This window comes from Salegentibacter haimaensis, from assembly GCF_054121495.1.
The window spans coordinates 18709-31725 of sequence record NZ_JBSYGH010000003.1 but is presented as its reverse complement, the minus strand read 5'-3'; the positions used below and the strand labels follow the sequence as shown (position 1 = coordinate 31725).

Here is a 13017-nt window from a genome sequence, read left to right as displayed (position 1 = left end):
TTCAGGCACCTGATTTTTATCTTTGAGTAACCAAAAAAAGTTAAAAATTATGGAAAAGAAAATTGCAATATTAGCAACCAATGGATTTGAAGAAAGTGAATTAAAATCTCCAAAAGAGGCACTTGAAAAAGAAGGTTTTCAGGTTCATGTGGTGAGTCCTGAAAAAGGAAAAATCAAAGGTTGGGCCGATGGGAATTGGTCTGGCGAGGTAAATGTAGATAAGCAGCTGGGAGAAGTTTCTGCTAAAGATTACAACGCGCTGGTATTACCTGGTGGGGTTATGAACCCCGATAATTTAAGGGTGAATGAAGATGCGCTGGTTTTTGTACGCGATTTCTTCAAACAGGGAAAACCGGTAGGAGCGATTTGCCACGCCGCCTGGACGCTGATTTCTGCAGATGTTGTTGAGGGTCGTACAATGACTTCTTACCATACTATTAAAAAAGATCTTGAAAATGCAAAAGCACTTTGGGTTGATAAGGAAGTAGTGGTAGACGAAGCCTTGGTTACCAGTAGGAATCCCGATGATTTACCTGCATTTAATGCCAAAATGATCGAAGAGATCAAAGAAGGCAAGCACGACTTGCAACACGCATAAAATTTGGGAAAATAATTGCTATGAAAAAGAAAAAGGAACCTTTAATTGGGTTCCTTTTTTTATAGAATCGTAGCTGAAGTCAATTTCCAGCTTCAATAAATTTTATTTTGTATCATCTTCACCGTCCTCATCCTTTTCAGGGATCTCCACGATAGGCTCATTATAGTCGGCTTCATCGTAATCGTCTTCATCATAGTTGGCCATAGTAGTTTCTAGTCTGGTACTTACTTTTACCAGGTAGATAGTATCATCGGTACGAACTTCTACCGCATCTACAGTTTCATTTTTTGCATTTTTAAATGAAATTACCTGATCATCATCGTACCCATCGGGATATTTCTCAACCAGAAGGCCTAAGATTTCCGGAGTAAGCTTTTTGTAGTCAACAATTATTCTTTTCATATTCAGAACGGTTTATGCAATAATAATAAAAAAAATCTTCGAAAAAAGTTTATTCAATATTGTTTAAAAAATCATCAATCAGGCATTCCCATAATATTCAAAAGCCTTATATATAAGTTCGTTTGGTACTTCGCAGTCTACTACCGGCCGGCCAATATCTTCTAAAAGCACAAAATTAACCTTGCCGTATTCATTCTTTTTATCGTGTTTCAGCAAATCAATAATCTTGTCAATATCTTCTTTTTTGAATTGCTGGCGACCATATTGTTCGGTAATTTTTTCAGTGATTTCCTGTAATTTTTTCTTCGGAAATGCTTTCAATTCGGCCGAAAGATATGCTGCCAGGATCATTCCTACCGCTATGGCCTCCCCGTGCAGTAAACGAGCTTTCTCCATATGTTCCAGGAAATAAGATTCTATGGCGTGTCCCAGGGTATGCCCAAAATTTAAGGTTTTACGCTCATTTTTTTCTTCAGGATCCTTAATAACCACCTGAGATTTAATTTCTACCGATTCCCGAATGAGATCATCGAGATCTTCCAGGCTAAGGTTTTGAAGGTTAGTGGCTTTCTTCCAGTAATTCTCACTGGCAATGAGCCCGTGTTTCAAAATTTCAGCCAGGCCACTGCGCATTTCATTGGCCGGCAGGCTATGTAAATATTCAGAATCTATGAGTACCATTTCTGGAAGCCTTATTATACCTATCTGATTTTTCAACTTTCCGAGATCAACCCCATTTTTCCCGCCAACCGAGGCATCTACCATTGCCAGGAGGCTGGTAGGCACATTGATAAAAGGAATTCCTCTTTTAAAAGCCGAGGCTACAAAACCTCCTAAATCGGTTACCACTCCGCCGCCCAGGTTAATCATCAGGCTTTTTCGATCACCGCCCAGTTCGCTAAGGCTTTCCCAAACTCCCATACAGGTATGCAAATGCTTATGCTCTTCACCGGCTTCGATTTCTATAATTTCGATTTCGGTTAAGTTTGAAAGCTGCTGAAGAAACCTAGCCAAACAATTTTGATTGGTATTGGCGTCGACCAAAATAAAGGTTTTCGAAGCCTTATAGTTTAGCAAAAAATCGTCGAGTTGGGCATAGCCTTTTTCCCCATAAAATACTGCTCCCCGGGGGCTTGTAAAAATCATTGGTACGGCTTTTAAATTTTGAAACTAAGGGCCGAAAATAAGCAGAAATATTGAAATTATTCTAACTTCAAGTTTTATCTTTGCTATAAGAATTTACCCCCATGATTAGAAGAAAAATTTTCAATGATACCAAGACAGCTTTTCAATTAAAATCTGATTTGGAACTCGATCGTGCCATTTTTCTATTCGGAATGATGAGCCGACGTCGCCTGGTACAGGCCGGTATATTTTTAACAAATTTATCGCTTAAGCTTCATTTGCCGGTAGAAGGCCTGATTAAAAAGACCATCTTCGAACAATTTTGTGGAGGGATAACCGAAGAAGATTGTAAACCGGTAACCAATAAGATGTATTCCAAAAAACTGCATAGTATTCTAGATTATTCGGTTGAAGGAAAAGAGACCGAAGCCCAGTTCGATGCGGCTTTACAGAAGAAAAAGGAACTTATTAAATTCGCAGCCGAACGGGATGAACTTCCTTTTGCGGTTTTTAAACCTACGGGTATCGGAAGATTTTCTATCTGGGAAAAGACCAGCGAGCGAATCAACCTGAGTGAAGAAGAAGAGAAAGAGTGGGAGAGGGTTAAAGAACGGGTAGACGAACTCTGCAAAACCGCTTATGACCATAATGTAAGGCTTTATGCCGATGGTGAGGAAACCTGGATGCAAACCTCGGCCGATGAGCTTATGGAAGAAATGATGGCTAAATACAATCGTGATAAATTATTGATTTATAACACCCTGCAATGTTATAGATGGGACCGTTTAGAATACATCAAAAAACTTCACGAAAAGGCTAAAAGGGAGGGTTTCAAAATTGGAGCAAAAATAGTGCGGGGAGCCTATATGGAGAAGGAGAATGCCCGGGCTAAAAAATTAGGATATCCATCGCCAATTTGTGAAAACAAAGAAGCTACCGATGTGAACTTTAACTCGGTGATGTCTTATTGTTTAGCCAACCTGGATGATATTCATGTTTTTATTGGAACTCATAATGAGGTAAGTAATTACCTGGCGCTTCAAATTATGGAGGATAAAAACCTGGCACTTGACGATCAGCGCATTTGGTTTAGCCAGTTATATGGAATGAGTGATCATATTAGTTTTAACCTTGCCAGAAAGGGTTATAACTCGGCTAAATTATTACCGTTTGGGCCAATTCGCGATGTGGTGCCTTACCTAATGCGTAGAGCTCAGGAAAATACTTCGGTTTCAGGACAAACCGGAAGGGAGCTTTCTTTATTGCGGGAAGAAAAGAAACGCCGAAAAGGAGAGCCTACAAAAAGCGACCGAAAGGAATTTTAATATAAAATTTCACCTCATAAAAAAAGCTGCCCTAAGAGCAGCTTTTTTTATGATTTTGCTGAAGCTTTATTCGGAAGTTTCAGCCATTGTATGATAGACGTTTTGAACATCATCGTCTTCTTCAAGCCTTTCCAAAAGTTTTTCAACATCGGCAGCCTGTTCTTCAGTAAGACTTTTAGTAACCTGCGGAATTCTTTCAAAACCAGATGACAAAATTTCTATATCGCGGCGCTCCAATTCTTTTTGAATAGCACCAAAATTTTCAAATGGGGCATATATATGAATTCCGTCTTCATCCTGGAAAACTTCTTCAGCACCAAAATCTATAAACTCCAGTTCAAGTTCCTCAACATCCAAACCTTCAGGATTAATTCGGAAATTACAGGTATGATCAAACATAAATTCTACTGAACCTGAGGTACCAAGGTTGCCGTCGCATTTATTAAAATGAGCTCTCACATTGGCAACGGTTCGATTATTATTATCGGTAGCAGTTTCAACCAGTACAGCGATCCCATGAGGAGCATAACCTTCAAAAAGAACAATTTTATAATCTCCCTGGCTTTTATCGCTGGCACGTTTAATAGCCCTCTCGATATTGTCTTTAGGCATATTAACGCTTTTGGCGTTTTGAATTACGGCTCGAAGACGGGCATTGGTTTCAGGATCGGGGCCACCTTCCTTAACCGCCATAACTATATCTTTTCCTATGCGAGTAAAGGCTTTGGCCATTGCCGACCAGCGTTTCATTTTACGCGCTTTTCTAAATTCGAATGCTCTTCCCATTATTTTTTAAATGCTGTGAAAAAATTGATCGCAAAAATAGCAAAATACTGCTATTTTGGTCATTAATTTTATGCCGAAGCTTCCACTATATCTTCAATAGCCCGGGCAAGTCTAAAATCTTTTTCTGTAACGCCCCCGGCATCGTGGGTAGATAGTGAGATTTCCAGTTCATTATACACATTGGTCCAATTGGGATGATGATTCAAAGCTTCGGCTTCAAAAGCAATACGGGCCATCACTGTAAAGGCATCCTTAAAATCCTCAAATTGAAAACTGGTATGAATGGCATTATCTTTAAATGTCCATCCCTGAAAATCTTCTAATTTTTGTTCGATTTCAGATTCGGTGAATTTTTTCATAAGTCTTTATTTTTTCAGAAATAAAGTTACTTAAGTTTTTCCAGACTAAGAGACTTTGAAGAAGCTTTACTTTTAAAGCTTTATGCTGGCTTTCACAACATCCTGAACTTCAAATTGTAAATTTTTAGGCAGGAGGTTGTCTTTTGGTAATACTGCGATGAATCTGTCAAAATTAGAGTCGTAAACGTTTTTAAATAAAGGATTGTCGATCTCCAGGGCTTTGCAGACATCCTGAATAAAATCTTTTTGGTGAATTAAATCATTGCTCCCCAAGTGAAAAACTCCCTGGCGTTTGCGGTTTATTATATAATGGACCTGCTGGGTGAGTTTAGAGATTTCGGTAACATTAATTACCACATTGGGAAAAACTTCAATCGGCTCTCCCAACTCGCAGATTAGTCTTAATTCTTTAATTCTTGGAGATTCACTTCCAAAGACCATGGGCAGCCTTAAAATATTGTACTTTTCGTTGGGCAGTCGCAGAAGTGTATTTTCAATTTTTATTTTAAACCTTCCATAAATGCTTTGAGATAGCGTCTTATCGTACTCATAAGAAGGATAATTGGTAAAAGCATCGAACACATTAGAAGAGGAAAGAAATATCAACTTGCATTCCTGGCGTAAAATATAGTTGATGATTGAATTATGGGTATGAAGCTGGGCTTCAAAATTACCGTGCAGGGCCGAAATAATAAGCCCGGGTTTTAGATTTTCGAGAAGAATATCAACATTCTCGGTTTCCATATCAAATTGATGGAAATGCTGATTTTTCTCATACTCCCTCGAAGGGGTGCGATAGGTGCCGTGAGTATCAAAATAGGAGCATAGCTCTTTATATAAGGCGTTGCCTATAAAGCCGCTAGCTCCTAATATTAAAATTCTTTCCAAATAAATTATCCTTTATAAAAGGGCAATTTCACCTGGGTAGCAGAAACGGCTTTTTTTCTAATTTGAATATTAATTTTATTACCTACACCTGCAATTTCGGCCGGTACATATCCCAAACCGATTCCCTTTTCTAAAGATGGTGACATCGTCCCTGAAGTAACCCGGCCAATAACCTTGCCATTTTCATCTACAATATCGTAACCCTGGCGCGGGATACCACGTTCATCTAATTCGAAAGCTATAAGTTTTCTCTTTGGCCCGTTTTCCTTTTCCTTCTTAAGGGCTTCACTGTTTACGAAGTCTTTGGTGAACTTTGTGATCCAACCCAAACCGGCTTCTATAGGAGAGGTGGTATCATCTATATCGTTTCCATAAAGGCAATAACCCATTTCAAGTCGTAAAGTATCACGGGCAGCCAGGCCAATAGGTTTGATACCAAAGTCTTTCCCGGCTTCCATCACGCGGTCCCAGATTTGTTCAGCATCTTCATTCTTGAAATAAATTTCGAATCCGCCGCTACCGGTATAACCTGTGGCAGAAACAATCACTTTATCAACCCCGGCAAATTCGCCAACTTCAAAAGTGTAAAATTTCATGTTTTTCAGGTCAATATCAGTAAGGGATTGCATAGCTTCTGCTGCTTTTGGTCCCTGAATGGCCAGTAGCGAATATTCATCGCTCATATCGCGCATAGTGGCATCCATCGAATTGTGTTGAGCAATCCAATTCCAGTCTTTTTCGATATTTGAAGCATTGACCACCAAAAGGTATTTTTCCTCATTCATTCGGTAAATGATGAGATCGTCTACAATGCCTCCTTCGTGATTTGGCATACAGCTGTACTGTGCTTTACCATCGCTAAGTTTTGAGGCGTCGTTGCTGCTTATTTTCTGGATAAGTTCCAGAGAGTGCTCCCCGGTGATTAAAAATTCACCCATATGGGATACGTCAAAAACACCTAAATTCTCACGAACATTTTGATGTTCAATATTTACCCCTTCATAGGAAACCGGCATATTAAACCCGGCAAAAGGAATCATTTTGGCGTTTAAGGCTTTATGTCTGGCAGACAGGGCAATTTCTTTCATTATTTTCAAAATTTGAGCAAATTTATCGATTTCACCGTGAATACAATATTTTAATCCCAGTTTTATCTTTAAATATTGAGATTCATTGCATAGCTTTATAAAGCTAAAACCAATTGAAATGAAAATTTTAAGCGCCGAAAAACTTCAGGAAGCCGATAAATACAGCATCGAGCAGCAGGGAATTCAATCTCTTGAATTGATGGAGCGAGCAGCAACCAGGGTTTTTAATGAAATTCACAGCAGGTTGCAGAATGCCGATATCCCTATTAAAATTTTTTGTGGCCCCGGGAATAATGGGGGCGATGGCCTGGTAATAGCGCGCTTGCTTTTAAAACAAAATTACAGGCCTGAAGTATTTATTGTCAATTTTACTCAAAACCGAAGTGAAGATTTTACTACTAATCTCACTCGACTCGAAAAAATAAAAAATGCAAAGATTGCTGAAATTGATGAAGCTAACGACATCCCCGAAATTTCAAAAGGGGATTTTGTGGTCGATGCCATATTTGGAATAGGTTTATCGAGAAAAGTTAGCGGGATCGCCCGGGAGGTAATTAATAAAGTCAATGAAAGCAAAGCCTTTGTGCTCGCTATAGATATGCCTTCAGGCTTGTTTTCTGATAAAATTCCGGAAGCAGATGAAGCGGTAATTAACGCCGAATTTACGCTAAGCTTTCAATGTCCCAAAATGGTGTTTTATTTGCCTCAAACTATGAATTATATAGGCCAGGTAAAAATTCTCGATATAGGTTTAGACCGCAAATTTATTGCCGGGGCAGAGGCCCAGGCGCAGCTTATTGGAATTAAAGAAGCGGCCTGCCTTTATAAGGAACGTCAAAAAAATTCGCATAAAGGCGATTTTGGCCATAGCCTGGTGATAGGCGGGAGTTACGGGAAAATGGGAAGTGTGGTTTTAAGTGCCCGTGCCGTATTAAGAACGGGATCGGGGCTTTGCACCGTATTTTCACCCTCTTGCGGATATGAAATTCTGCAGATAGGCATTCCTGAGGTGATGACTTTAAGCGATAAAAACGAAAAAGTTTTAAGCCATATAAAATTCGATCTAGATCCAGATGCGATTTGCTTCGGAATGGGGGCAGGGACCAAGCCAGCCGTTCAAACTGCATTCGAAGAATTTTTAGCTTCAGCAAAATCACCGCTCCTCATCGATGCAGATGGGATTAATATTTTATCGAAAAAATCAGAATTGCTGAAGTTGCTTCCTGAAAATTCCATCCTCACACCGCATCCCGGAGAATTGAAAAGGCTTTTAGGGAAATGGGAAGATGATTTTGATAAAATTCATAAAGTACAGGCTTTTGTAAAGAAACATAAACTCATACTTGTTTTGAAGGGGGCGCATACTTTTATATTTAATAAAGACCGGATCTATATCAATAATTCAGGAAACGCGGGAATGGCGACTGCTGGCAGCGGTGATGTCTTATCGGGAGTAATCACGGGGCTTTTATCTCAAAAATATGAGCCATTACAGGCTGCCATTTTTGGAGTATTTCTACACGGGCTGTCAGGCGATCTTGCCACAGCAAAAATTTCTGAAGAATCCCTTATCGCGAGCGATATAATTGAACATTTAGGGGATGCTTATAACAAGATTAGAAATGTGGAATCTTAGATTATGAAATATTCAACAACAAACATTTTTATCGAGAATTTTATAAAATGTTTAAGTCTCATTTGGAATACAGCAATCTAAATCGGATTTTTGAGCTCCCATTTCTAAATCATTTAATTGCATGCAAACTCATCATTATATAAGTTCAGATATTCTTAGTCTTGACATAATTCAGGATATACTTGAAAATAATAAGAAACTGGAGCTAAGTGATGAGGCCCGCCTGAATATTGAAAAATCCCGTGCTTATCTCAATAAAAAGATAGGATCAAGCGATCGTCCCGTTTATGGCATTAATACAGGTTTTGGAGCGCTGTGCAACGTAAAAATTAGTCCTGAAAAACTTACCGAACTTCAGGAAAACCTTGTGAAGTCTCACGCCTGTGGGACCGGCGACCTGGTATCCAGGCCGGTGATCAGGTTAATGCTGTTGCTAAAAATCCAGTCTCTTAGTTACGGCAATTCGGGAGTGGCTACCGCTACTGTTAACCGACTAATTGATTTTTATAATGAAGATATTTTGCCTGTTATTTATGAACAGGGCTCTTTAGGAGCTTCAGGAGATCTGGCGCCCCTGGCTCATCTTGCACTTCCGTTAATTGGGGAAGGAGAGGTTTATTATAAAGAATCAATTTTAAGTGGAAGTGAAATCCTTGAAAAAATGGGTTGGGAACCGCTTAAACTCCAATCTAAAGAGGGTCTTGCCCTTTTAAACGGAACCCAGTTTATGAGCGCCCACGGTATCTACGCCTTATTAATGGCTTATAAACATTCATATTTTGCCGATTTGATCGGAGCAATTTCTATTGATGCTTTTGATTGTAATATGAGCCCGTTTGATGAGTTGGTACATTTGGTAAGACCTCACCGCGGACAAATAAAAACTGCCGAGCGAATAAGGAAGTTTCTCGAAGGCAGTGAAATTGCCATAAAAGAGAAAGAAAGTGTCCAGGATCCCTATTCGTTTCGCTGTATTCCACAGGTGCATGGTGCCAGTAAAGACAGCCTGGCTTTTGTACACAAAACGCTCAAGACTGAAATTAATTCGGTAACCGATAATCCCAACATTTTTATTGAGGACGATAAGATTATTAGCGGAGGGAATTTTCACGGGCAACCGCTGGCACTCGCTCTCGATTATCTTGCCATCGCGATGGCAGAACTTGCCAATATTTCTGAAAGAAGGGTTTATCAGTTGGTTTCAGGTCTTCGGGGCTTGCCTGCATTTTTGGTAGAAAACCCGGGACTAAACAGCGGATTTATGATTCCGCAATATACTGCGGCCAGTATTGTAAGTCAGAATAAACAATTGGCGGTGCCGGCATCTGTCGATTCGATCGTATCTTCAAACGGGCAGGAAGATCACGTTAGTATGGGAGCAAATTCGGCTACGAAATTGTTAAAGGTTATGGAGAATTTGAATTCGGTTTTAGCTATCGAACTATTTAACGCTTCACAGGCCCTTCATTTTAGAGAACCTGCCAAAACTTCAGCATTTTTAAATGATTTTCTGAAGCAATTCAGAAAAGAAGTACCGGTACTACCCGAAGATGTTACTATGGCACCTTACATTAAAAAAGCAAAAGCCTTTCTCAAAAACTATAAAACCAGCGAGACTATTTTATGCGATTAAGCCTGTTTTGAGCCCAGATTATAGCATCTTCCAGCAATTCAAAAACCTCAAAGGCTGCATTGTCTTTATAAAATTTCTTTTCTACCTCAAAGGCATTTAACCTGGTTAATGGATTCAGGGACACCACGGCAATGGCTTCCAGGTTGTCTACGGCGGCAGAATCTCTGTAAACCATAGGATCTACGGCATAAGAATAAGTGCGGTTTGAAATATAGACATAGGTTTTTTTGCCAAAATATTCTCTTCCTATTTCAAGTAACTTTTGGTTATTTTCCACACTGAATAACACGCCCTCGTTTAATTCGGCAATAAGGATCTGGTCCAGGATTTTAACCTGACCAAATTCCAGTTTAATTATATTATTGGCCATTGAGGCATTTTTGAATTATATATAATAGTAGGGTAGAATATAAGAAAGCCGCTATAATGACAAGCGGCTTCTTTAAATTCAAAATTTCAATTTTATTTTATGATTCGGTTTCTTCAACCTTTTTATCAATTTTTATAGTCAACTCATTTTTCTTTTCATCGAGATCCATAAAAATCTTGTCGCCTTCCTTCAATTTTGAAGTTATAATTTCTTCGGCCAGTGCATCTTCAATATACTTTTGAATAGCCCTGTTAAGAGGTCGGGCACCATATTGCTTGTCCCATCCTTTCTCGGCGATGAAATCTTTGGCCTTTTCGCTAAGTTTAAGGTCATAGCCAAGAGCTCCAATTCTTCCGAAGAGTTTTCCGAGCTCTATATCAATGATCTTATGAATATCTTCTTTTTCCAGAGAATTAAAAATTACTACATCGTCAATTCTATTGAGGAATTCTGGAGCGAAAGCTTTTTTAAGCGCATTTTCAATTACGCTGCGGGCATTCTCATCGGCCTGAGAGCGAATACTACTGGTGCCAAATCCAACCCCCTGCCCGAAATCTTTCAATTTTCTGGCTCCGATATTCGAAGTCATAATTATGATAGTATTTCTGAAGTCAATTTTTCTCCCCAAACTATCGGTTAAATAACCGTCATCAAGCACCTGAAGCATCATGTTGAATACATCGGGATGAGCTTTTTCAATTTCATCAAGTAAGATCACAGCATAAGGTTTACGGCGCACCTTTTCGGTAAGCTGACCACCTTCTTCGTAACCCACATATCCCGGAGGTGCTCCAATCAATCTGGAAACGGCAAATTTCTCCATATACTCGCTCATATCTATCCTGATAAGAGCATCGTCATTGTCGAATAATTCTCGTGCCAGAACCTTAGCCAACTGGGTTTTACCCACACCGGTTTGTCCCAGGAAGATAAATGAACCAATAGGCTTGTTGGGATCTTTTAGACCGGCACGGTTTCTTTGAATAGCTTTTACCACTTTTCCTACAGCTTCATCCTGGCCAATTACTTTACCTTTAATTCGCTTAGGTAATTCAACCAACTTGTTGCTTTCGGTTTGGGCAATTCTATTAACAGGAATGCCTGTCATCATAGAAACCACATCGGCAACGCTGTCTTCGTTAACTATTTCTTTATGTTTTTTAGATTCCTCTTCCCAGCGTTCCTGAGCTACCTGTAGTTCTTTTTCTAGATTCTTTTCATCATCCCGAAGTTTGGCAGCTTCTTCGTATTTCTGCTTTTTAACCACTGTATTTTTAAGCTCTCTAACCTCTTCCAATTTGCGTTCAAGGTCTAGAATTTGCTTGGGCACATCAATATTGGTAATATGAACACGGCTTCCAGCCTCATCTAAAGCATCGATAGCTTTATCTGGTAGAAATCTATCGGTCATATACCTATTGGTAAGTTTTACACAGGCTTCGATCGCTTCAGGAGTATAGGTTACATTATGATGATCTTCGTACTTATCTTTAATATTGTTTAGAATCTCAATGGTTTCTTCTACCGAAGTAGGTTCTACGATAACCTTCTGAAATCTTCGTTCCAGGGCTCCGTCTTTTTCGATATACTGCCTGTATTCATCTAGGGTAGTGGCTCCAATACATTGAATTTCACCCCTGGCCAGTGCCGGTTTAAACATATTACTGGCATCAAGACTCCCTGTGGCGCCTCCTGCACCTACTATAGTATGAATCTCATCAATAAAGAGAATGATATCATCGTTCTTTTCAAGTTCATTCATCACCGCTTTCATTCGCTCTTCAAACTGGCCCCTGTATTTGGTTCCGGCCACAAGGCTGGCCAAATCGAGGGTAACCACGCGTTTATCAAAGAGAATACGGGAAACTTTTCGTTTGATGATTCTAAGGGCAAGACCCTCGGCTATAGCCGATTTTCCCACACCCGGTTCTCCGATTAAAAGAGGGTTGTTTTTCTTTCTTCGGCTAAGAATTTGAGAAACCCTTTCAATTTCTTTTTCCCGGCCCACTACCGGGTCGAGTTTATCGGCTTCGGCCATCGCGGTAAGGTCTCTTCCGAAGTTATCCAAAACCGGAGTTTTAGACTTTTTATTAGCTTTCCCGGCAGTGCTTCCTCCACCGCTAAAGGGGTTTTCCCTGGTAGACTCACCAGCACCGCCATCATCATCAGAAAATGATTCGGCTCGCGGAGAATCGGGAAAATCGTTTTCATCGCTGGCCATCATGTATTTAAACTGATCTTTCACTCCATCGTAATCTATCTTAAGTTTATTAAGAAGTTTAGTGGTAGGATCGTTTTCATTTCTCAGGATACAAAGCAGTAAATGCGCTGTATTGATTGAAGGGCTTTGAAATAACTTAGCCTCCAAAAACGTGGTTTTTAAGGCGCGTTCGGCCTGTCGGGTTAGGTGCAGGTTGCGTTTTTCATTAGCGACTGCATTTATATTAGAACTGGCAGGATTAAGGATTTCGACCTTTCTTCTAAGGTGATCCAAATCCACTTCCATTGCGTTGAGTATATCTATAGCTTTGCCATCGCCGTCGCGCAGCAGACCTAACATTAAATGCTCTGTACCAATAAAATCGTGGCCCAGTCTTAATGCTTCTTCTTTGCTGTAGGCGATTACATCTTTAACTCGTGGGGAAAAATTATCATCCATCTTTTCTACCTTTCTCTCTTTAATTACTGATAGGCTAATTTCAAAAATTATACCTAATCCAGCTAGTATAGCTAATTGACAAATTTAGTTTTGATATTCAAAGTGGAAAATAAGGAACTTATCAACGATAACCCAATAATTTTTTGTT

Annotated in this window: 12 protein-coding genes; 4 read left to right on the top strand and 8 right to left on the bottom strand. The window is 39.6% G+C overall.

All coding sequences use genetic code 11. The features are described from left to right. Positions 1-49: 49 nt before the first annotated feature. The gene (locus ACW6QP_RS04615) at positions 50-598 is read left to right on the top strand and encodes a type 1 glutamine amidotransferase domain-containing protein (protein ID WP_457909679.1); all 549 of its coding nucleotides are present in this window, start codon (positions 50-52) and stop codon (positions 596-598) included. 102 nt (positions 599-700) lie between these two features. Here the strand turns inward: ACW6QP_RS04615 and ACW6QP_RS04610 are convergent, their stop codons facing one another. Both ACW6QP_RS04610 and aroB read right to left on the bottom strand, forming a co-directional pair. Continuing rightward, a complete protein-coding gene (locus ACW6QP_RS04610; RefSeq protein WP_457909678.1) occupies positions 701-1000 on the bottom strand; it encodes a hypothetical protein in 300 nt (99 codons plus the stop codon). Positions 1001-1078: 78 nt separating this feature from the next. Continuing rightward, the gene (gene aroB / locus ACW6QP_RS04605) at positions 1079-2146 is read right to left on the bottom strand and encodes a 3-dehydroquinate synthase (RefSeq protein WP_457909677.1); all 1068 of its coding nucleotides are present in this window, start codon (positions 2144-2146) and stop codon (positions 1079-1081) included. 101 nt (positions 2147-2247) lie between these two features. Between aroB and ACW6QP_RS04600 the strand changes: the two genes are divergently transcribed. Continuing rightward, a complete protein-coding gene (locus ACW6QP_RS04600) occupies positions 2248-3450 on the top strand; it encodes a proline dehydrogenase family protein (RefSeq protein ID WP_457909676.1) in 1203 nt (400 codons plus the stop codon). A gap of 66 nt (positions 3451-3516) precedes the next feature. Here the strand turns inward: ACW6QP_RS04600 and ACW6QP_RS04595 are convergent, their stop codons facing one another. The 4 genes from ACW6QP_RS04595 to gcvT form a co-directional block, all read right to left on the bottom strand. Then, a complete protein-coding gene (locus ACW6QP_RS04595) occupies positions 3517-4236 on the bottom strand; it encodes a YebC/PmpR family DNA-binding transcriptional regulator (protein WP_457909675.1) in 720 nt (239 codons plus the stop codon). A 68-nt stretch (positions 4237-4304) separates the two neighbouring features. Beyond that, positions 4305-4595 (bottom strand): 4a-hydroxytetrahydrobiopterin dehydratase, encoded by a 291-nt coding sequence (locus tag ACW6QP_RS04590; RefSeq protein WP_457909674.1) that lies wholly within the window; start codon positions 4593-4595, stop codon positions 4305-4307. Positions 4596-4667: 72 nt separating this feature from the next. After that, on the bottom strand, positions 4668-5483 hold the full coding sequence (locus ACW6QP_RS04585) for a sugar nucleotide-binding protein (RefSeq protein WP_457909673.1): 816 nt from the start codon (positions 5481-5483) through the stop codon (positions 4668-4670). A 5-nt stretch (positions 5484-5488) separates the two neighbouring features. After that, the gene (gene gcvT, locus ACW6QP_RS04580) at positions 5489-6571 is read right to left on the bottom strand and encodes a glycine cleavage system aminomethyltransferase GcvT (protein ID WP_457909672.1); all 1083 of its coding nucleotides are present in this window, start codon (positions 6569-6571) and stop codon (positions 5489-5491) included. A 118-nt stretch (positions 6572-6689) separates the two neighbouring features. On the opposite strand from gcvT, the gene ACW6QP_RS04575 reads away from it, so the two are divergent. After that, a complete protein-coding gene (locus tag ACW6QP_RS04575) occupies positions 6690-8207 on the top strand; it encodes an NAD(P)H-hydrate dehydratase (RefSeq protein ID WP_457909671.1) in 1518 nt (505 codons plus the stop codon). 121 nt (positions 8208-8328) lie between these two features. Further along, a complete protein-coding gene (gene hutH / locus ACW6QP_RS04570) occupies positions 8329-9840 on the top strand; it encodes a histidine ammonia-lyase (RefSeq protein WP_457909670.1) in 1512 nt (503 codons plus the stop codon). Here the strand turns inward: hutH and ACW6QP_RS04565 are convergent. Further along, positions 9824-10210: a hypothetical protein gene (locus tag ACW6QP_RS04565; RefSeq protein WP_457909669.1), complete on the bottom strand. Its 387-nt coding sequence runs from the start codon at positions 10208-10210 to the stop codon at positions 9824-9826. The two genes, hutH and ACW6QP_RS04565, sit on opposite strands and share 17 nt — an antisense overlap. A gap of 97 nt (positions 10211-10307) precedes the next feature. After that, on the bottom strand, positions 10308-12869 hold the full coding sequence (locus tag ACW6QP_RS04560; RefSeq protein ID WP_457909668.1) for an ATP-dependent Clp protease ATP-binding subunit: 2562 nt from the start codon (positions 12867-12869) through the stop codon (positions 10308-10310). Positions 12870-13017: the final 148 nt, after the last annotated feature.